The 21,318-nt window shown below is 33.6% G+C and carries 17 protein-coding genes; all 17 read right to left on the reverse strand.

Annotated features, from left to right (window positions below; genetic code table 11):
• Positions 1 to 20 precede the first annotated feature (20 nt).
• Positions 21 to 821 carry a DUF4241 domain-containing protein gene (locus KMW28_RS21635; protein ID WP_169662284.1) on the reverse strand — a complete coding sequence of 267 codons (801 nt, stop codon included), beginning with the start codon at positions 819 to 821 and terminating at the stop codon, positions 21 to 23.
• Positions 822 to 852: 31 nt separating this feature from the next.
• Positions 853 to 1,278: a hypothetical protein gene (locus KMW28_RS21640; RefSeq protein ID WP_169662283.1), complete on the reverse strand. Its 426-nt coding sequence runs from the start codon at positions 1,276 to 1,278 to the stop codon at positions 853 to 855.
• 137 nt (positions 1,279 to 1,415) lie between these two features.
• Positions 1,416 to 2,453: an HNH endonuclease gene (locus KMW28_RS21645; RefSeq protein ID WP_205958112.1), complete on the reverse strand. Its 1,038-nt coding sequence runs from the start codon at positions 2,451 to 2,453 to the stop codon at positions 1,416 to 1,418.
• A 694-nt stretch (positions 2,454 to 3,147) separates the two neighbouring features.
• Complete coding sequence (locus KMW28_RS21650) at positions 3,148 to 3,516, reverse strand: zinc ribbon domain-containing protein (protein ID WP_066216349.1); 369 nt, start codon at positions 3,514 to 3,516, stop codon at positions 3,148 to 3,150.
• 17 nt (positions 3,517 to 3,533) lie between these two features.
• Positions 3,534 to 4,319, reverse strand: a complete 786-nt coding sequence (locus KMW28_RS21655) for an RDD family protein (protein ID WP_169662282.1) — start codon at positions 4,317 to 4,319, stop codon at positions 3,534 to 3,536.
• A gap of 99 nt (positions 4,320 to 4,418) precedes the next feature.
• Positions 4,419 to 6,902: an FAD-binding oxidoreductase gene (locus KMW28_RS21660; protein WP_205958111.1), complete on the reverse strand. Its 2,484-nt coding sequence runs from the start codon at positions 6,900 to 6,902 to the stop codon at positions 4,419 to 4,421.
• Complete coding sequence (locus tag KMW28_RS21665; protein ID WP_084006177.1) at positions 6,899 to 7,849, reverse strand: hypothetical protein; 951 nt, start codon at positions 7,847 to 7,849, stop codon at positions 6,899 to 6,901. The genes KMW28_RS21660 and KMW28_RS21665 overlap by 4 nt, the downstream gene beginning before the upstream one ends.
• A gap of 1,185 nt (positions 7,850 to 9,034) precedes the next feature.
• Positions 9,035 to 9,490 carry a hypothetical protein gene (locus KMW28_RS21670; RefSeq protein ID WP_169662281.1) on the reverse strand — a complete coding sequence of 152 codons (456 nt, stop codon included), beginning with the start codon at positions 9,488 to 9,490 and terminating at the stop codon, positions 9,035 to 9,037.
• 252 nt (positions 9,491 to 9,742) lie between these two features.
• Complete coding sequence (locus KMW28_RS21675; RefSeq protein ID WP_169662280.1) at positions 9,743 to 10,726, reverse strand: HipA domain-containing protein; 984 nt, start codon at positions 10,724 to 10,726, stop codon at positions 9,743 to 9,745.
• A gap of 4 nt (positions 10,727 to 10,730) precedes the next feature.
• A complete protein-coding gene (locus KMW28_RS21680; RefSeq protein ID WP_169662279.1) occupies positions 10,731 to 11,054 on the reverse strand; it encodes a HipA N-terminal domain-containing protein in 324 nt (107 codons plus the stop codon).
• Complete coding sequence (locus tag KMW28_RS21685; protein ID WP_066216360.1) at positions 11,029 to 11,265, reverse strand: helix-turn-helix transcriptional regulator; 237 nt, start codon at positions 11,263 to 11,265, stop codon at positions 11,029 to 11,031. The genes KMW28_RS21680 and KMW28_RS21685 overlap by 26 nt, the downstream gene beginning before the upstream one ends.
• A 797-nt stretch (positions 11,266 to 12,062) precedes the next feature.
• Positions 12,063 to 13,388, reverse strand: a complete 1,326-nt coding sequence (locus KMW28_RS21690; protein WP_169662278.1) for a sialate O-acetylesterase — start codon at positions 13,386 to 13,388, stop codon at positions 12,063 to 12,065.
• Positions 13,389 to 14,411: 1,023 nt separating this feature from the next.
• Positions 14,412 to 14,891 carry a hypothetical protein gene (locus KMW28_RS21695; RefSeq protein ID WP_169662277.1) on the reverse strand — a complete coding sequence of 160 codons (480 nt, stop codon included), beginning with the start codon at positions 14,889 to 14,891 and terminating at the stop codon, positions 14,412 to 14,414.
• A gap of 304 nt (positions 14,892 to 15,195) precedes the next feature.
• Positions 15,196 to 16,053 carry a carbohydrate kinase family protein gene (locus tag KMW28_RS21700; protein WP_169662276.1) on the reverse strand — a complete coding sequence of 286 codons (858 nt, stop codon included), beginning with the start codon at positions 16,051 to 16,053 and terminating at the stop codon, positions 15,196 to 15,198.
• A 193-nt stretch (positions 16,054 to 16,246) separates the two neighbouring features.
• Complete coding sequence (locus KMW28_RS21705) at positions 16,247 to 17,779, reverse strand: sulfatase family protein (protein ID WP_169662275.1); 1,533 nt, start codon at positions 17,777 to 17,779, stop codon at positions 16,247 to 16,249.
• Between the two features lie 333 nt (positions 17,780 to 18,112).
• Positions 18,113 to 19,183: a DUF5074 domain-containing protein gene (locus tag KMW28_RS21710; protein ID WP_169662274.1), complete on the reverse strand. Its 1,071-nt coding sequence runs from the start codon at positions 19,181 to 19,183 to the stop codon at positions 18,113 to 18,115.
• 2 nt (positions 19,184 to 19,185) lie between these two features.
• On the reverse strand, positions 19,186 to 21,132 hold the full coding sequence (locus KMW28_RS21715) for a TonB-dependent receptor (RefSeq protein ID WP_169662273.1): 1,947 nt from the start codon (positions 21,130 to 21,132) through the stop codon (positions 19,186 to 19,188).
• Positions 21,133 to 21,318 lie beyond the last annotated feature (186 nt).

Below are 21,318 nucleotides of genomic sequence, written 5' to 3' on the forward strand. Positions count from 1 at the left end.
TATGCTGCCATTAGTTTTTATTATTCATCTGGTAGTAGGACAACAAAAAAATCAATTACCAATGATGTTATTTCACCATTTTTGTCAATTCCCCAATATGCTGGATACATTCCATCACCGTAGCCTGACTGAAACATTGTGATATTTAAGTCAGAATTCGGAAGTTTAAAATTTACCCAATTACCATAGTCATTTGGATCATTTTGGTCTTTTGCACTTTTCTTAAATTCCATTGCAAATAAATCGTCATAAATATTTCCATTGGAATTTGACTTATAAAAGTCTTCTTGAAATTTTAAATATTCCACTCCCGCTTGTATGTCAAAAAAACCACCCAATCCAGCATCAACAGGAAAACCAAAAAAGTCTCCCTCTTCGGTCAATTCATTTATATCCTCTCCTTCTCGAACAGCTAAAACCCATTTTTCAGCTCTATGGTTATTAAATTGCAATTTTGCTATTGCATATCTGTCTCCAGAATTTTCTGTTTTAACTTCATAAATTTTGATTGGATATTCTCCACTTTTAACCTCTTGATTTAGCGGTTGCATTTCAGGCGTTACTAGTGGATCACATACAACAATTTTTCCAGAAGGCACTTTCAATTCTCCAATGTCAATTACTGTAATCGGCATTCCTTCTATTGAGTCATTGTCAAAAACTTTATTGTAATCTGTATGAGATAGTACTTCAGACTTTTTCTGATTTTTCTTTTTAAATATGTTGAGCATTTCTTGGTCTTTCTTTTCGTTATTTTTTTGTTGAGTATTACAAGCCACAACACTTAAAATCAAAAGACAATTTATTATTAGATTTTTCATTCTCACTATTAATTAGCTAGTGTATTCTTTATTAATTATATTTTATACATGAAAAAAAAACAGTGAACCTAGTACTATTTTTGACTTTAATTTCATTCGAGATAAACCAATTTAATATTTTCTTTATTAGAATATCATGGTTTTTAATTTCATGACTACTACATGTATTTAATATTTTTTGTTCTGATGTTAAGACAAAAGAAAAGTATACTTTTGTAGGAGGTAATTTATCATAATCTTTTGACCATAAAACATTCTTTAAAAATACCTTATTTAATTTTGATTGATTAAAACCAATAATATCGTCTTCTCCATATGAATGAAAAATTTGTTTTTTTTCAATACTATCCAACTCACACTGTCTTGCTTTTAGAATTGAATCCTTAGACCCTTGACTATATGAATAGTTTATATTAAGAGCTAATAATATTATTAAAAGAAAAAGCAATTTATTCATTTCTTCGTTTTTTAAAGACAAATTTCATTGAATTACTTTTATAGACTAATCTCGAAATTTAGTTGCCAAAAAACACTATAATAGCTAATGTAAAATGCGTTTCAATGCTATTTACATGATGTTAGTATCTTTTATATTTAATTCACTTTATCTAAAATTATAATTTCTGGTTCATAGTCTTCTGGAGATTCTACATACTTAACATCTTCTTCATCTACTATCGTGGAGTGAATTTTCAAATTAAAAGATTCTTTTTGATCATAATCTCTAGCCAACAAGTGCCAAGTGATTTTAATTTCATTGACATTTTCTTCTGTTCTAAAACAAATCTGGTCTAATTCAATAAAATCCTTTTGAACTAAAACCTTGTAGTCAGGAATAAAAACAGCATCGGTTTTATTATTGAATATCACGTTATAATCATATTTCTCAAAATCAATATATGAAGTGTTTTTATTTACAGTATCAGCACAAACAACATTTTCGAACTTTAAGTAAACTTTGAAATCCTCCAATACTTTTAATCCATTATTCCTTAATATTAAGTTTATCAAGCAAATGCTTTCATTACTAGATTTAGTAGACCCAAAGTACATGTCCATTGAATGATGAACAGGTTGTGAATTGTTTTCGAATGGATTTTGAAAATTTAATTTCTTTATATGTTCACCGTTTATAAAGTTTATAAAATCTTCAAATGAGTCAACTTTTGGATCAAGGAATTGAACTTGAAGGGGGGTGGGAGGAAGATCCTTAAGGATTGATTTGTAATCAATCTTCCTCAATTCTTTTATGTCCTTGTATATTGTTGTTTTCCTTATGAATACTGGGTTTAATCTAGTTCTTTCATTATGTGAAAAACTTAGAGATACGTCCTGAAGAACAGGAATATTTATTTTATTCTCCTTGACTATTTCAAGCCAAGAGTTCTTATGTTTCTTAAGGGCTGATGGGGAAAGTTTTAGTCCTTTAGGATGTCCTGCAAAATAGTGTCCTGCATCAGCATGACAATCAAAACATAAAAGAATAGCATTCTCAAGAGTATCTTCTCCGCCTTGAGCTTTGGCCTCTATATGGTGAACTTCTAAATTATTCCCTTTATGTTGATGACATACGCAACAATGTCGTGCAGCTAAGGCACTGATATCTTCTTTTATTTGATTTGAAAAGCTCAATGTTTTTATTTGATATGTAGAGTAGAGCCTGATAGCTCTCTCAGTTTAAATAATTATAAATGTAATCATTTTGAGAAAACTATCAGAACCCCTTCATCAAACCGTACGTGAAGTTTTCCCTCATACGGCTTACCGATGGATTTCTTTGTTTGATATTCATAAGAATCTACCCAATAAGGGTGATGCTTAAGTAGCTAATTTAAACGCCTTATTTTCTTTTCTTACTTATACAAACATATAGTAGCATTTAGAACCATCATAACAGATCTCCCACGTTCCGTCACGTTCCGTCACTTTCCATCTATAACCACGCCATCCCTATGACTCCAGTAAATCATTGTACTTCACGTTACTGTTTATTCATACAATGTAACAGGGTTCGAGACCGTCAAAACTCTCCCCATCTTAGCTTGCCTTTTCGAAGCTACTTTGGGCTTGGTTATTTTGAGCTCAATGAACTTCAGCTATCCACCTCACGGCGATCACTTTCAGTAACTCTTCTAAGTGAACAGTAAATTACTCAGGTAGGATTTTCACCTACTGGAAAGCCACAACATCCTGGCACACTAATGATAAATTGTATGAGTAGTGGCAGAGTATGTGGCACTTTCCTATCAAACCGCTAAGTAGTTTGAACAGAATACAAGCCCTGATATTTAGTACTTTACCTGCCAGAACGTTGTGATTTTAATTCTTACCCAATTAAGAATATAACATTAGTATAGAGCCAGTAACTTATTAATAAAACTGTTATAATGATTGCTGTAATTTTAAGTGGCTTATTCTTAATGGCAATTGCAATTAGTAAAAAGCTGAAATTTTGCAAAATCCAAAAACCACCTTGTATATATTTGGTTGCTCCTTCATACCAATTAGTATCTAGTTTTTGTATTGTAAATTGAGCAATAGCTGATATAAATGCAATTATTATGAAAATAAAAAGCAAAGTATCTGTTATCCCATTATCAGATTTTGACTCCGATAATATATTCAAGTTTGTGCCACAATTTCTACAGAATTGAGCACTCTCTTCATTTTGTGTTTGACATTTTTGACAATACATAATTTAATTTTATTTAGTTATAATGTTTTTAATTCGATAACCTGTGTATTTGCAGCTTTATCTCCTAATCTTCTGCCATTTTCAGATGCTAGAACAATAATTGGTTCAATTAACCATCCAATAAGAGGTATTAAACCTAATAACACCATTATCAAATTTCTTAAAAATGATTGTCCTAACGAACAAGGTGCATTTTGGGGAAGATAGACTACCATTAGTCCAACAGCTTTTTTGCCCCAACTCTGTCCCTTACCGATACCATCTTTGATAAAGCTATATGTCAAAGGAATTAAGTATAGAAATCCTGCCAAGATAAATAAAGGAATGGCTTCATCACTATTATAATAGTCTTGAAGTTTTACCATACCAATCATATAGAATATTAAAGATGGTATAGCAAATCCAGTGGTAATTAGACCATCTAATAAAGAAGCTAAAAAACGATTCCCCAAAGAAGCTTTTGAATATGTGCCATTAAAATTGAATTGTTTTGAAATGTTTTGTTCATTAATGTCAAACCTAAGTGCTTCTGGTATTACTGCTCCACCATCTTTAGGGCAAAATTTTGTTTCGATTGAATATTCTGTTCCACACTTTACACATTTTGGTATTAACTTATCAGGTGAAGTCAATTTAGAACCGTCAATATCACAAAATTTAGAACCTTCAGGAAATGTCTTGTGGCATTTAGGACACATTGGATTTTCAATAATTTCAAGTTCTAAATTACGGCCACAATGTTGACAAAATTTTGATCCAATTGCAAATTCTTTACTGCAACTAGGACAATTGTATTTCTTCATATGTTTATCTGTTAGTTTCTCTGTTTCTTATTTTTACCGCTAACATACTGGCTAAACTACAACCAGCATATCCGTCATCTGGTGGATGGTTATTAGTTATTAATAATCAAAAATATGTTCTATTTCAATTCCTTTTGTTTTCATTCTTTTTATAAAAGGAATTAATTCAGAGACATGCATAAAGTACACGAATCTTTTAGAGCTATTATCTGTAACAATATTGGATTTGTAGAGTACCTGTATTTTATCTTCATGTAGTGAGATATCTTTTGGTGCAATAATACTCACAAGAATTTCGTCATTCCCACCAATGTTATGAATCTGAATATCTTCATCTACTAGTCGAATTAAATTGGTTGTGAAGGCTCCCCAACGCTCAATAGCAAGAAGATACATATTGTCCTTTTTAGTATAGACTTTGACTTCATTGTTGGTAGATATTTCACCTGAGGAGGTTGCTAGCACATAGATGTCAGTCACAGGCTCTTCATAGGTTGAAGTGGCTGCCCATTCTATGAGTTTTCCATAACCTGCCTTAAGCAAGAATTCGAAAGTAAAGAGGGTCTTGCGTTCAAACTTTCTCAACCAGTTGCTGTCTTTGGTATTTGAAACACTCCATACTTTACCTATCCACGGAAGAAAATCAAATTCGTACCATGCCGTTTGATAGATAAAGTCGCTATAAGCACGATGAGCTTGGTTGATCATTTCTTCTTCATCCGAATTGATACCGTTATGGAGGTAACTAAAGACTTTGCCGATTGTGTTCTCATAAATGATTTTAATGGTGTACTCTAGCGTTATAGATACACCAATAACTTGCAGCATAGTGATGTACTCTTCGTTTGTGGGATATGCTTCTGAAACTAGCTTTAAGGAACGATCATAAAGTGACCAATATTCATCAATAGATGCATAGAAAGGGAAGTCAGAAGGATTAGCCCCTGATGCTAGGTAGTCAGCATATTCTTTAGGGTTAAAAACTAAATACCACTCTGGAACTGTTAAAATAGTTTGTTCTTCGTTGCGATAGTAGCCCTTAATATTATTGCCTTCTTTTTCGATTCTATTAGCAATGTAGGGATTGTATTTATCAAGTAACTTATTATTAAACCGGTGTTGAGGATCAATACTATCTTTTAAAGAAAAATATGTACTGGCATTTGGGTAACCTTTGTTGAATTGGTCAACTGTTGCATGTGGTTGATAAGGAAGATACCAAGTGCCTCCTTCGCTAAGGATAGCATCCGTCATAGCCTGCGTCCATTGTTTCACATTTTCTTTTGCTTCATCGCTAGTTCCTTGCTTGTAGTAGATAACTAAAGCGATAACTTCTTCAGGAGCCCAAGAAAGTAGTGATTCCTTATCGGGGTAGGCATGACGTAAGGAAACATTAATGACATTTACATCAAACTGATCGTAAACGGCTTTCATTTTTGGAATGAAGGACTCGATGTTATTTATTGGAATAAAGTATTCTTGTAATACATAAGTCGATTCTTTCCTTGATTTAGGTTCAAGTTCATTGACATCATAACTAGCCTCTTTATTTCTCCATGTTACAACTTCATTGCTATAAAGATATGGGTCAATGATTTTTCGTCTTATCCATTTACCAAAATTCCCCCACGAAACAACTTTTAATAATCGGTGTTCCAGGCTGTAATCAAGCCCTGTTGGTGTAACTCTGATGGTATCGGTTAACTCTTTATCCGTTTCGACCCAAGCTACGTTATTCACTTCATTAAAATGAGGAGGATATAAGTCTCCGTTTTGGAAAATTACTTTTTTATTATTTCTAATGTTCTCGTTGAAAAAGGAGAGGTAGTCTTTGACTTCAACCAAATTGGTTTGTCTTTCGACTTTAACGTTTTTCTCCAGCTGTAAGGTAGTTTCTACAATGGTTCCAATACCTCCGTAACCACCTATAGCAGCATTAAAAATGTCTGAATTTTCGGTTCTATTCGCAGTAATTAGTTTTCCTTCGGAAGTGACTAGTTTAATATTTAGAACAGATGAAATGATTGGTCCATGCCCAATATAACGTCCATGACAATTGACCGATATAGAACCACCAACCGTAAAGTTGGCGTAAGTCTGCATAATTTTAACAGAGAGATCGTATGGGTCGATGTAATTTTGAAGATCTCTCCATGTAATACCAGGCTGTACTGTGATTTGTTTCTTTTCTGTATCGAGATTTAGTACTTGGTTGAATTGACGCATGTCAATATGGAGACTGTTGTCAAAAGCCACTTGCCCTCCCATACTATAGCGACCACCGCCAACAGAGATAGGGCCAGTAGTTGATTGAATAGCATTGATAATATCTTCTACATTAGATGGTTGAACAACATTGCTTACTTGTATCGGATTAAGTTGAGTAATATCATTTACCAATTTATTTTCCAAGATCTTGTCAAAAGTTGGGTCACCAGCAGTTTTAATAATGATTATGACAGAGATGATATAGACCACAAAAGCATAAAAAGGAATAGTATATCTTTTCTTTCGGTGGATGAATTTAAAAAACTTACCAGGAAGTCTGAATAAAAATTGGATTAGCTTTACGGTTAGTTTCATGAAGTTTGAGTTTTTGTAAATAACATTAATGCATTTTTAGTAGGATCACCATCTTGAAAAAGTGTTTGTTTTTCAAATTGAAAACCGATTTTCTCAATGAACTGAATAATAAAGTCTAAAGAATAGAAATTTCTGGTTTCATTCTCATTGTATTCCCACGTTTCTCGGGTGCCCATATTAAAAACATCATGTGCAAGAGCTACAATAGTTTCTTGGTCTTTATCATGACAGTCATGGTCTCTTAAGATGAGTTTTCCACCCATTCTCATGGTATCACGAATAGAGGAAATGAATGTTTCCCTTAGGTCAACAGGACAATGGTGAAAGCCTATGTAAACTGTTACTAAATCTAGACTTTCATTCTCTATAATTTCCGAGTATTTGGTGTTGTAATCAGCTAGCGGTATATACTCTGCTCCAATAAATATTTGGCCTCTGTCAACCATTTCGGTCAGTGAATAGCCTGGTTTTTTACCATCTGCGTAATACCTATTACCTTCAATGTTGACTTTCTCTTCTAAGTAATCAAGGTAGCGACCAGAGGAACCGATTTCTAAATAGCCATTATAAGTGGCACCTGATTCTAATAGCATTAAACTTTGTTTTGCCATTTCTTCCTTTTGTTTAAGCAGGGAAGGTAATTCATATTCAAATACAGAGAAGAAAGAGCTTATGTCACCTAGTTTAGATTGAGTATCTAAGTAGATTTCTTTGTCACTGGAGTTATTGTTAGTCGATTCTGAAATAAGTTTATGCAACTCGTCTTCAGGAAATAAGTTAAAGACATTCTTTAAGAATTTAAAGAACTCCAATTTAAGCTTATTACTTGAATAGATATGCTTGAAGTTACTCCACTTGTCTGATATTGAACCAATAAGATTTGATGGAAAGAATATGGAGGAAGTACTTAGTAATCCAAATAACATTAAAAAATTTTTTCTATTCATAGTTTGTTATTAAGTCAACGTTAAATGTAAAAAGCGTTTTAATGCTTTTACATAGTGTTAAACAAAAGCTTCGCTAGCTAAAGCCCACAATCTCTTACCTTTATACCTTAATTGATTTTGTGATTAATAGTTTAACTAAGATGAAAAAAGGACAATTGTCGAAAAAGTGAAACGTGTTGTTCCTAGTTTAAAAAACATGCTTGATCAAGTGTATCAAAACATGACTCTTATTGGAAAGTCTTCTTCTACTTTTCAAAACTACATCAGTACTATCGCTAGTATTTCGTTGTAGTTTAAAGGATCCATTTGAATTTTCCGACGAACAAATTAATAATTATCTGCTTCTTCTCAAAGAAAACAAAACACTTCTTTCTCGTTTTTTTGCTTATGAAAGTAAGCATAATCTTTACACCCTCTACTTGTTAAAATCAGATACTTTTGAGTGAAATTCTTTGTTTAAAAATACTCAGAAGAAGATGGTCTTAGAATGATTGAAAAATGAGTTACAAAAAAGACCTTTCAAATAAATGAAAAGTCTACCCTAAGTTCCATACAGACATCGATGTGTAACCCACCGCCTTTGTTCAACTAGGGCTTAATCTCCTAACTCTGTCTATTTCTACGATAACTATATTATTAGATTAGTTAAGATAAATTTAGATGGTAAGGTTTGAGATACGTATACTATATATTGATTTTTCCTTTCTCAATAAGATAAACTGAATCTGCTAAAGAAAAATAATGTACTTGAATACATATAATAAGTTAGAAAAATCGTGAATAATAACCCAAGCAAAACAAAATCATTCTCCACCCTCTCATTTATTTATTATCACCAAAATAATATATGGATAATAGTTCACTTGCCAAGCCAATTGTGAACATAACATTCCCAATAATCAAATATGCGATTGACAACAAAAAGCCTGAAGTCATTCCAAATACTTTACCATTCCAATACATACCAATAGTTATTGCTTGTATTAGAACTTTAAATCCATTAAAAATGATTCTTTTTCTTTCCCATCAATTTATTGACTCAAATGCTTTTTCATTTCTATTTGTTTCAAATCTATAAGCTAGTAATTTTTCATTCATCATTTTCTCTTATTATGGTAGCTACGGTTAGTATAAAATGTGTAGCGATCAAAGGAGCTATGAATTTTATACATTGCTGTGAGAAATTTATTTTTTTATTTTCAATTTAACAGTGTCTATTAAAATTCTATTGCCTTTAATAGGATATAATGTTCTTATATCAATCCAACTTCCTTCTTGATTAATTAAAATAGTTTTATCAGTCATTTCAAACCATATTTCAAATTCTACATTATTTGAGTCAGTAGGATTAACAGTAATAAGATATTGATTTGTTTTTTCGGTTTCCTTAATTAAAATACTATCGTCTTGAGTTATTAAATTAATATCATTGTCTCTTATTGAAGTAACTTTAAAGTCCGGTACTTTTGTATACAGAATTTTTCTTTCACCAATTTTCAAATCTGGAAATTCTTTGAATTCAGGGTACCAGCTTTTGATTATTACTTTAGGTTTTCTATCCAGTCTTATTGTATCCTGTCCATAGCTAAGTGATGGCAAAAAGAGTAAGATTAATGATATTAAGGTTGAATTTATATTCATTTTTTCACTTTCTCAATAGAGTAGAGCCTGATAACTCTCTCAGTTTAAATAATTATAAATGTAATCATTTTGAGAAAACTATAAGAACCCCTCATCAAACCGTACGTGAAGTTTTCCCTCATACTGTTTACCGATGGATTTCTTTGTTTGGTATTCATAAGAATCTACCCAATAAGGGTAATGCTTAAGTAACTGATTTATACGCCTTATTTTCTTTTCTTAATTATACAAATTGTTGCCGCCAGTACTTCGTTATTTCATTAATTTTTTTAATCGAGTTTGATAGGATTGAAAATAGTTCGTCTGTGTTTTCTTATCTAAAAATGAAGAAAAGATCAGTTGTTCTACCAAATCAGACTGATTAAACATTGTATTTATTATGTCATCGTAAATCAATTCACTAATTCCTGCTTTTTCTGATAATATTTTAATTTGTGAAATAACTTTTCCTTGGGTTAGGCTTTTAGGTAAAAGTCCATCTTCTAAAGCAAAATCTTTATCTTCAATATGTATCCTGCTATTTACCAAGTCGTAAGCTGGACTTAATTTAAAATCACCCATTGGGGTTTCTATTAAAGAAAAGTTCTTAAAATGAGCATCCCCGTTCGAGAACAAGTAATTGAAGATGATTATTTTCAAGAGTTTCGGAGCCTCTAAAGGGTATGCAGGAACATATTTTTTTAGAATTTGAAATAATTCGTAGTAATTTCCAGTATACTTATAATGTTCTCCATGTGTTTGCGGTGTTCTTCCCGAAAGTGAAGCAAAGTCTTCTTGTGCTAGTTTAGAACCATCCTCTTTTAAGTCAAACCTCTTTGTTATATAGGCTGGAGAAACATTTTTGAAAAATATTAATGCGTTTTCAGCAGTTTCTATTCCATAAACTTGTTTTGCAATCTGCATTGTCAAATGCTCGTTAGCTGGCATACTTTCTTGTCTTTTTCCAGCACTTGGAATAGGTTTTAGGATGTATTCTCCTTGTTCTCCTTCGCTAATCAGGCGCAGTTTGTTTTTGTCGAGCAATACAGAAAACTTTTCCTGTACACCAGAAATAGACATTCGTTTTCGATTATTATCAAATAATTCATCCGTTTCGGAGTTCGTTGTTGGTGAATCATAAGGTAATATATGATTCACCTTTTTTCCTTTAAACACTTTAGACAGGCAAGCTCTACTATATGTAGTATGTCCTTTAGATAATGTTCCGGGGCAATATTTAATTTCATCCAAATTCATAGTACTATTCTACTTTTAAAACTTTTATTGCACCTATATTATCGTTCTTTGCCGTTGTTATTAGCAAACCAAAATAATCATTTCTGTCCAACCTGTTTAGCTTACAAACTATCTGTTTGTTTGAACCCTCTGGCAACATATTATAAAAAAATGGAAACAAAAACTCTGAATGATATTCTTGTTGTGACTTTGGGAATGTTAAACTAACAACTGGCTTGCTTTCATCGCTTATCCATGAATTATCATATTTAAAAGTAAAAGAACCATTGTCATGTTGAATCAACATACCTGCCTCTTGATTTTTATACAATATTCTTGCTTTCCTCATCCGTAATAGTTGTTTTAACCTTTAAGCATATTTCCAATCCTAATACATCAGCAATTTTCTGAATAGTTTGTAACGTTGGATTACCTTTACCACTTTCAAATTGTTTTAGCGTCCTTAACCCTACTCCTGAAAGTTTAGCCAAGTTCTCTTGATTGACTTTTAGGTTTTCTCTACGTTCTTTTATTGTTTTAATTAACTTTTCTGAGTGCATTATAAAGCTCTTTTACCTGTAAAATTACTAATTAATCTAATTCGCATCAAACAAAAGTGCTTTTAAGTGCACTTTTTAGATGAATTACTTGATAGCTATTTTAAACAATAGATAAAGGGGCAATATATAGCACTTTTTACTTGTATTGGCAGCAACGCAGTTTAGCGTAAGTCTGATAAGTTTCTTTCCACCCATCACATTCAATGGTTATTTAATTTTTTATTTAGTTCTATTTTCATCACTTTCCAAAGCGAATAAAAAAGTAACAATATTGCACCCAACTCAACTAAAATTACTAAATAACTTTGTCTAATTGGATCAGAATTTCCTTCGTACGTCACAACTATCAACATGCTAATAGCAATCAAAAATGGAAATAGTATTATTTCGGAAAGCCTATTCACTAATTTTTTCAATCCAAAATACTCCAAAATCCCTACTGCTATAAATACTGGTACAATTACATATAAAATCAATAAGTAATGAAATCAATATTTTAGACCACTGAATATTCCTTGAACTTCAGCTATCAAAAGAATCGACAGAATCAAAATTTGGATTACAATAGATATAGATAAAATTATTTTAGTGATTTTATTCGTCATTAACCTAATTGATATATTACTGGTAACGTTAAGTGTATGATTTCGTAAGGGATTGCGGACTTTAAACTTATCAAGTTACCACCCAAAATTGATGCGGGTATACCGCTCGAAAACCTCTAAAACCCTTATGAATTATACACATTGTTATAGCCTTGTTGTTTTCATTTCTAAATGACTTTTACCTAATACATCTTATTTTTCAATTCGAGTAGCATCATCCCATTTGTCTGTTCTAAATGATGACGCAGGTAGAAGATTGGTGTCAAAAAGAGTTCCAACTACCCAGTTGTACCAGGCATATCTTACTGCTACAGGATTCGGTACTTTATCACTTTGTACAAAAACTTTTTTGCGCATAACAATTTCTGCATTGGCAGGGTAAAAAATCTTATCTTTTCCTGCAATCTCAAATCCTTCTAACTTATTATACGAATATAGCCCTGTCTCGGCATTTTTAAATTTTAAAACTAATCCACCATCTTTTATCTCTTGAGAATCAAATATTGGAGCAGCAAAATCTACCGTTTTGTATCCATAAGTTTGATTAAGTGCATTGAATAATAATCTGTCAGCGACTTCTTTCTTTTTAGGAGGATGAATGCAAAAATCATCTCCAATATCCATGGTAATAGCAATACCCGAATTTGGAATCAAATCCAAACATTGTATTTGAGTTTCGCGAATAAAGGCTGAGTTATCAACAGATTGAAAAGCATCGTTATTGCCATACATATAAGGAGCAATTTGTACGTAATAAAATGGGAAATTACCAATTCCCCATCGTTGACGCCAATCTTTCACCATTGCTGGGAAAAGTTTTTTATAATTCTCTGGTTCCATTCTGTTAGACTCTCCCTGATACCATAATGCTCCTTTTATGGTATATTGAGTTAGTGGATTAATCATCGCATTAAACAAGGCTGTTGGAATATGATTTGTCTTTTTTGTAATATCTAATTCATCAAGACTGACTTTTTGATAACCGTTCATCACATCTTTGCTTATCCATGCCTGAACCGAACTGCCGCCCCAAGAAGTATGTATTAACCCTACAGGAACATCTAAAATCTCTTGTAACTGCTGCCCAAAGAAATAGGCTATAGCACTATAGCCTAAAACACTCTCTGGAGAGGCTTGTTGCCAAGCTGTATACTTCTCAACATCTTTTAACGGAGTCTTTGAGCCGACTCTACCAACTGAAAATAGTCTTAAATTCGGATTATTTGACTTTGTAATAGCCATAACAGAACCAAAGGTAGGTTGTCCATTATAACCTTTCATCGGTTGTTGCATATTCGATTGCCCTGAACACAACCATACTTCACCAAACAAAATATTCTCTAATAAAATATCTGATTCCTTACTGGTGATTTTTATCGTTTGTGGTGCTTTGCTGTTGGTAGTTTGTACTTCAACTGTCCAATTCCCCTCCTTGTCCGCTTCTATATTCAATTGTTCATTCAACCAGGATGCATTGATGGTGATTTTCTCTTTTGCATCAGCCCAGCCCCAAAGCATAATTGTAGTATTGCGCTGCAAAACCATATTTGACGATACAATAGCAGGAAGTTTAACCTCTGCCATAATTGATTGCACAAATAGCAGATTAAATGTTGTTGTTAGAATAATTAAAGATACTCTTCTCATTTTTTTAAATTATTTTCTTATTAAATATTGCTCATCCTTTTTTCACAATAGGCTAGTAGAGTAGAGCCTGATAGCTCTCTCAGTTTAAATAATTATAAATGTAATCATTTTGAGAAAACTATCAGAACCCCCTTCATCAAACCGTACGTGAAGTTTTCCCTCATACGGCTTACCGATGGATTTCTTTGTTTGATATTCATAAGAATCTACCCAATAAGGGTGATGTTTAAGTAGCTAATTTAAACGCCTTATTTTCTTTTCTTACTTATACAAACATATAGTAGCATTTAGAACCATCAATACATTTTATTCGGCCGATAGGACTAAGCCAGTACCGAGTATTACAGTGCTATATCTACATATCCAAAGTAGAGCTCCTTCCCTAACTCAAGGTTATGTTGTCCTTAAGGTCGAGCAGTACTATGAGCTCCTCCGACTTCTGTTATTACCAGGCTGAATTTCGCTATACTTATATCAGCTTGTTTAAGGTGGCCAACCTTTGAAATAACAGATCTCCCACGTTCCATAACTTTCCATCTATAACCACGCCTTCCCTATGACTCCGGTAGATCATTGCACTTCATGTTACTGTTTATTCATACAATGTAACAGGGTTCGAGACCGTCAAAACTCTCCCCATCTACGCCTGCCTTTTCGAAGCTACTATGGGTTCACACTTGCGTATTACGGCTTGGTTATTTGAGATCACTGAGCTTCAGCTATCCACCTCACGGCGATCACTGTCAGTAACTCTTCTAAGTGAACAGTAAATTACTTAGGTAGGATTTACACCTACTGGAAAGCCACAGCATCGTGGCACACTAACGTGAATACTAAACTACGTGAGCGGTTGCGTCAACCGTGATTGGAGTTTAGTTGATGTTATATGCTTTTTCATATCGCACCATTCAAAAAGTCTGTGAATTTGTCATCATATTTTATGTCGCTGGTTATTTTCTTTAGCAAAGATGAATGCTTTTCAAACGCCTTCTTACTTTTTTCAGATTTGATATTTACACTTTTTCGTTTTAACATTTCTTCCAAAGCTTCAAATAAAAGAGGGATAAGTTGAGACCATTCTTGAAAAGGAATTTTCATTGTTTTGAATGTATTAAAACGATACATAAATTCCTGAAAGGTTTTGGCCTGTGTGCTTACTTCGAAACGCTTTGGCTCACCGAAATGTCTGCCGCTGAGTTCTACAAATATGAAAAAAGCTAAAGTGTTCAGCCTTGTGAAACTTAATTCAGACGGGCCAAAAGAGATACATAACTGAATCCAATCGAAGAGATCTTTGTCCAAGTTTTTTCCATAGGACGAAGAAAAAGTTCCGTTATCCTGCTGGTCCAGTATATTTAAATCCAAATTGGGCATTTTCTAGTTAATTATTGCATATAACATTGAATAAACGCCATGGCGTTTATCCACCCAAATTTTCCGGATATACACCATATGGCACATATCCATTAGTAAAGTTTGCATTTACAATCTACCAATCAACTTTAAATTTTCAAAGTTGAATGATGATAATTCTAATATAGAATACAAATAACTAATTATTGAAGATCAATTAATTAACTATTCTTCATATTTATATTATTCATAAAATAAGGAATTCGATTTTGCTAGTCGTGTTTTACACGAGTATTACACGACTATTTTTCTCAACTCTTTAAACTCATATCATCCTCACCATCGCCCCACTCCTCGTACAAACAAAAGCAGATAACTCCACCGCCTCTTCATGTATTTGCTTTAATGTTTTCGATTGAAGCCATCCAACCACCAATGCAGCAGTAAAAGCATCTCCTGCACCTACCGTATCCACAACATTTACTTTTGGAGTGGGTAAAAATGAGGTTTCATTTTCGGTACATAGATAAGAACCTTCTGTTCCCATCGTAAGGGCCACGACATTTAGATGATAGTTTTTAATAAGTTGTGATAGGATTTCTTCGGTAGTTCCTCGAAGTGAAAATAGTGATTTCATTAACTCCAATTCATCTTCATTCAGCTTAAAAATAGATGCCGATGTTAAACACTCTTCAATTAAATCTTTAGAATAATAAGATTGTCTGATGTTGATATCAAATACTCTTAGGCATGTGGAAGGTACTATTGAAAGTAGTTTGGAAAGGACTTTTCTATTATTTGCACTTCTCTGACTTAAAGTACCGAAACATAGGGCATCAGCTTGTCTGAATTGATCGATAGTTTGATTGGATAATTGAATATCATCCCATGCAACATTTTCATGAATGATGTAGGAAGGAATACCTTGATCATCTAACTCCACAGACACAGTACCTGTTGGAAGATCTGAGATCGATAACTCTGCCTCCACCTTATTATTTGATAATACCTCCTTGATTTCATAACCAAGAGGATCATTCCCGATACTACTTATGCTAATGGCATCTGCTCCTAATTGAGTACAATGATAAATAAAGTTTGCGGGTGCCCCACCTAATTGTTTGCCTTGTGGAAGTAGATCCCAAAGGATCTCGCCGAAGCCGAATATTTTGTGTTTGCTCATTATGATGGAAAATATCTTTAGAGAAGTATTATAAAATACAATAACATAAAAACCTTATTTCTGTTGAATTACAGAGATAATTTTTATTTAAAGAAAACTGAGCTTAATCATTAGTAATTCACTAATAATCAAGCCCAGAAAAATTTATCTATATCATTAATATACGGAGTAAAAACGTATCTTAAAGAATTGATTATTTTAAATGTTCTGTTGAGCTATTTGAGGTACGATATAAATGAAGTAAGCTATCCATTTCAACTATTTTATCAGGATATTTTTCATATAGATTTACTCTTTGTTCTGGATCTTCTACCATATTGAACAAAAGTCCTTTTGTTTTGAAATTAGGATAATTCGTAATTTCATCAAAGGCTTTTGGTACCTTTTTATGGCCTCCAGTTGATTTATTAATAAAAACCCAATCTCCTTTTCTAATACCCCATATAGATTTATAAGTATTATGAATGGTCGCTTCTCTTAAGGGAGTATTATATTTTTGATCTGTAATTACTGGAGTAAAATCATAGCTATCTGGAGCTGCTTTTTCCGTAAGTTCAGCACCTGTTATATTAGCCAATGTCGCCATAACATCTACTTGTGAGATCACTTCATTAGAAACAGAATTTGGTTTAATATTTCCAGGCCATTTAATAATAAATGGGACATGGTGTCCTCCTTCCCAAACATCACGCTTCACTCCACGAAAATTACCCATACTAAAATGATCATATTCTACAGCTCTTTCGTAAGCATAAGCTTCAGTTCCATTATCTGCACTAAAAATAATAATTGTATTATCTTCTAGTCCTTTTTCTTTTAAAGTTTTCATTACCTGTCCAACAACCCAATCTGTTTGAAACATATAATCTCCATAGCCTCCAGCTTTAGATTTACCATCGAATTCATCGTTAGGGATTATAGGAGCATGTGGAGAAGGTAAAGCGAAATAAAGAAAAAATGGTTGATCTTTTTTCTGGTTTTGAAGCCAATCTACTGTTCTATTAGTAAGTGTTGGTAAAACTTCATAAGGGTTCCAATCTTTTACTTTAGGACCAAGACGAAATTCCCACCTTCCTTCTTTTGTATCAAAACCAACACTATCCATGTCCATGTCTTCCGAAGGTGCTTCTAAAATTCTATCATTTTCTATCCAAGCATATGGAGGAAAGTTAATTGTTCCATCTCCAAAATAGTAATCAAATCCTCTGTCTGTTGGTCCACCTTTAATTGGTTTACTCCAATCAAAATCTTTATTGAGATACATTTTTTTCATTTTCCCCCATAGCATTGCTTCACCTGAAGGTTCATTTTCAAACTCCCAATCCCAACCTAAGTGCCATTTTCCAATACATGCCGTTTTATATCCTTGTGTTTTTAGAACTTGTGGTAACGTGATATCTGAATCTTTAAAAAAGGGTGCCCCAAAAGAATTTATTATATCATGTTGTCTACGCCAATGATAACTACCTGTAAGTAATGCAAACCTACTTGGAGAACAAATACCAGAGGAACTGTGAGCATCAGTAAACCGCATACCTTCAGTGGCTAATCTATCTAAATTTGGTGTTGGTATTTTAGAATTAGGGTTTTGAATATTGAGATCTCCATATCCCATATCATCAGCATAAATAATCACGATATTGGGTTTCACTTTTTTATTTTCTGAACAACTGAACGACGTAAATAATCCTGTTGATATTAGTAATAGTTTTAATAGTTTGTTCATACAATTAGTTATAATTTTGTTATTTAATTTAGTTGTGGTTACAAAAGCACAACTATTACATCTTTAAAGTCTAGCTATTTTTTACACATCATTTTGAAAAATCATAGCAAATATTGATCGATATTTACTTGAGAAGTACATTACTATATTTAACAGGTAAGATTACTATTCTAAAATAACTTTTTATAACATATTTGGAAAGTTTACCTAAAAAGGTATCAAATTCTCTTCTGAATATTGATACCTTCTACAACAACACTTAAAAATAAAACACATCAGTTGTTAAAATAATCTATACTATTGATACCATTTATTAATCAATTTCTATTCTACCTACTGAAACACAATCTCATTCGGTATCACCCCTACCTGAAAAGAATCCAACTTCACACCCATGTCGCTGTACCTAAAGACCCAACCTTTTTGGACATAATCTATGGCATCGGTCACATAAATCTCGTTATTTCGAGGATTGACTCCTAAGCCATAAAACAGTCTCTTGCCTTTGGGAACAATCACTTTTCTCTCAAAATGATCTGCGTAAATATCTTGTTGGATGACGTCCCTTTGAATAAAGTACAATTGATCTCCTTCCTTATTTATTCTTAATCGAGAGGGCATACTCAAGTAATCATTGGCACTTAAAGAGAAAGATTTTGTGATACTAAACGTGGTAGGATCTACTTGCACTAAGGCCGGCTGAAGTTCTTCCAAACCACCATTACACAACACCCATAACATATTATCTTTGTCCTTTACAATATCAATTGGCCCAATCGGCAGCTTTAAACTATCAATAATTTCATCGGTGTTGGTATCTAATTTAAGGAGAAGCTGACCGCCTTTTCTTCTATCAAATACTGTTTTGGTCTCGGTAACATACACATACTGACCTAGCTGACACATCTTCTCTGTCCATCCAGTGGAAGCTATATTTTTAGTCACTTCATTCTTCTCTAAATCCACCACATAGATTTTATCAGAATATAAGTCGGTCACATAAGCTTTCTTTTCATCCACCTGATGTAAATATCTTGGACTACTGTTCGGAATCTCTATTCTATCGATCCACTTCCCTGTCGTTTCCTCCATAATATCAATGCGGGCAGAGTTATTGACACAAATGTAGGCTTCATCACCAATTAAAGTCATGGATTGTGCCACATTGCCCAACTCGAAGTTATTGATACTCTTATATAACTCATTATTTACCGTATCCGAATCGTAACGTTTGTGAGATAAAGTGGCTACTCCCCAATCGAAATTCCCTTCGTTGACGACATAAACTCCCTCCTTGAAAGTGACGTCTTCTTCCACTTCTTTTTCAGTTGATATTGGCATGCTGTCCTCTACAGAATTACAAGCAATTAAACTGAAAAATGCTATATATATTATGTATTTCATTTTTATAAATTGTAAGTGATGGTAAATTGAAACACTCTGCCAGGCATAGGTTTCCTAGCAATCGACTGATAATGATATCCAAAAATGTTTTCCACTCTGGCTTTAATATCCCAAGTCGACTTATTCCATTTCACCTGTTTACCAATAGTGAAATTAGTGAGGTAATAAGGGGGCAAATACTCGCTTCCATCTGTTTGTGTAAGCCTTTCTCCATAGACTTGTTGCTCGACAATGCTGTACCATTTTTTATAATTCACCTGAAGGTATCCTTGGAAAGATCCCACCGGAGTATAGATCAATTGCTTACCCACCGATTGATCCAATTCGTCGGAGGCTTCAGTATTTTCAGACTTCACCATAGATACCGAAGTGTATAAGTGCAATTGCCAATCGTTCTTTTTATAGCTTACTTCAGCAATTTGTTCCAATCCTCTAGAATGCACTCTTCTCAAATTCTCTGGACGCCACAAATTACTTACGGCAGGCTTCCAAACAATCCAGTTATCAATTAAGCTATTGAAAGCTGTCAATTCGTATTTCCATTGCCAAGCAGATCTGGTATTGGACCTCAATTTAAACGTTCCTTCATACGTCCATCCCTCTTCCGGAAGTAAATCGGGATTCCCCACCGGGTACCAATAGCGGTCATTAAGTGAGGGGGCGTGGAAGTTTTTAGAAACATTACCTCTCACACCCACCACCATTTTACTTTCTGGGGTAAAGTCAGAATCAATACCTAAAGATGGAAGAAATGGTTTGATATCCCCATCAATCCATTCTTGACGTGCTAGAAAACTTACGGTCGTTTGGTTGAATACCACCCAGTCCAATCCAGCATACAAGTCCAATGTGTGTTGATTCACATTTTGATTACTTGTATCGGTAACTGAATGATACGCATTACTTTGAATTTGATCGTAATAGTCGTCTATTCCACCTCTAATGAGAAATTGTGGTGTGAGTTGGTAAGTGGCTCTAAAATGATTTTGCCACTGAGTTGAACGAGAATCGCTTTCGGTATATTTCGGATTTTCATCGTTATTTAACTGACGTTTATACCATAAATCATCAATTAATAAGGCGGTGATATATTCCGTTTTTAATTTATCATTATTGAATTTCCAGTTTCCTAAAAGTTTGAAAGAATCGTCTCCCTGCCAACTGTCTCCATTTTTATTATCCATAGATGGAGTCAATTCTCTATCACTTTTTTGGTACCAAGCGTTAAGTTGTATTTGATGTTGGTCGTTGACTTTCCAAGCCAATTCTTGCATGCCTCCGTATTGAATTTGGGCAGAATGATCGTTCACCCATGTAGGTGATCCGGGTTGTAATGGGTTGACAAACTCAAATTGATTTTGAGCATTTTTGTAAAATAACTTTGTTGTAGATTGTAGCTTCGTATTTCCTAATGTGACACTTGCGTTTGTGATGCTATTGTTTAATGAATTGACTGTTTGTGATGCCATCACTTTGGTATGATCTTCATAGACCACTTTGGAGTTCATCTGTATGCCTCCACCAAGACCGCCCGTGCCTTGTAATAAACTCGATCCTCCATAATTGATAGTGATTTCATCGGTAAAAGCGACTGGAAACAAGGATAAATCGACTTGTCCCAACATGGGTGAATTTAAATTGATACCGTTCCAATACACTTGTGTATGGGAGGCTCCTGTTCCCCGAAAAGACGGTGTTGCCGTTCCTCCTGCCCCATAACTTTTGATAAATATGGGTGTCTGAAGCGTCAATAATTCACCTAATGACGCGGATAGATATTGCTCAATTTTTTCCTTGGTAATTTGAGTGGATTTAAAACTTAATCGTTCTGGAATTCTTTGTGCCCGAACTTCTACTTCGTGTAAATATCGAGTACTGTCTGCGTACTGAGCATTTGATGTAAACGTGAAAGTGAGCATCAAAAAAGCTATTAAGCTGACTGGTTTCATTTTTTGTTTCATAAGCTTTTGTTATACACTACCTGTTTTGCCCACGATTAAAATCGTGGGCTGGTGATAGGTTGATTTTGGCAACACTAAAGTGTTGCCAAAATTAGGTTGAGGATCGAAAACGATGCAGACTTAAGTCTGCATCAATTCCTTCTTCAGCAACCCTTGATTTCTATCATAGATCCC

This window comes from Flammeovirga yaeyamensis (assembly GCF_018736045.1).
Taxonomy (GTDB): domain Bacteria; phylum Bacteroidota; class Bacteroidia; order Cytophagales; family Flammeovirgaceae; genus Flammeovirga; species Flammeovirga yaeyamensis.

Coding starts and splice junctions, on each gene's coding strand:
- KMW28_RS21650 (WP_066216349.1), bottom strand. CDS start 3,516: ATGTATTGTCAAAAATGTCAAACACAAAATGAAGAGAGTGCTCAATTC.
- KMW28_RS21685 (WP_066216360.1), bottom strand. CDS start 11,265: ATGCACTCAGAAAAGTTAATTAAAACAATAAAAGAACGTAGAGAAAAC.
- KMW28_RS21695 (WP_169662277.1), bottom strand. CDS start 14,891: ATGCCCAATTTGGATTTAAATATACTGGACCAGCAGGATAACGGAACT.
- KMW28_RS21680 (WP_169662279.1), bottom strand. CDS start 11,054: ATGAGGAAAGCAAGAATATTGTATAAAAATCAAGAGGCAGGTATGTTG.
- KMW28_RS21640 (WP_169662283.1), bottom strand. CDS start 1,278: ATGAATAAATTGCTTTTTCTTTTAATAATATTATTAGCTCTTAATATA.
- KMW28_RS21715 (WP_169662273.1), bottom strand. CDS start 21,132: ATGAAACCAGTCAGCTTAATAGCTTTTTTGATGCTCACTTTCACGTTT.
- KMW28_RS21635 (WP_169662284.1), bottom strand. CDS start 821: ATGAAAAATCTAATAATAAATTGTCTTTTGATTTTAAGTGTTGTGGCT.
- KMW28_RS21665 (WP_084006177.1), bottom strand. CDS start 7,849: ATGAATAGAAAAAATTTTTTAATGTTATTTGGATTACTAAGTACTTCC.
- KMW28_RS21670 (WP_169662281.1), bottom strand. CDS start 9,490: ATGAATATAAATTCAACCTTAATATCATTAATCTTACTCTTTTTGCCA.
- KMW28_RS21700 (WP_169662276.1), bottom strand. CDS start 16,053: ATGAGCAAACACAAAATATTCGGCTTCGGCGAGATCCTTTGGGATCTA.
- KMW28_RS21710 (WP_169662274.1), bottom strand. CDS start 19,183: ATGAAATACATAATATATATAGCATTTTTCAGTTTAATTGCTTGTAAT.
- KMW28_RS21655 (WP_169662282.1), bottom strand. CDS start 4,319: ATGAAGAAATACAATTGTCCTAGTTGCAGTAAAGAATTTGCAATTGGA.
- KMW28_RS21690 (WP_169662278.1), bottom strand. CDS start 13,388: ATGCTTTGGGGCTGGGCTGATGCAAAAGAGAAAATCACCATCAATGCA.
- KMW28_RS21660 (WP_205958111.1), bottom strand. CDS start 6,902: ATGAAACTAACCGTAAAGCTAATCCAATTTTTATTCAGACTTCCTGGT.
- KMW28_RS21705 (WP_169662275.1), bottom strand. CDS start 17,779: ATGAACAAACTATTAAAACTATTACTAATATCAACAGGATTATTTACG.
- KMW28_RS21675 (WP_169662280.1), bottom strand. CDS start 10,726: ATGAATTTGGATGAAATTAAATATTGCCCCGGAACATTATCTAAAGGA.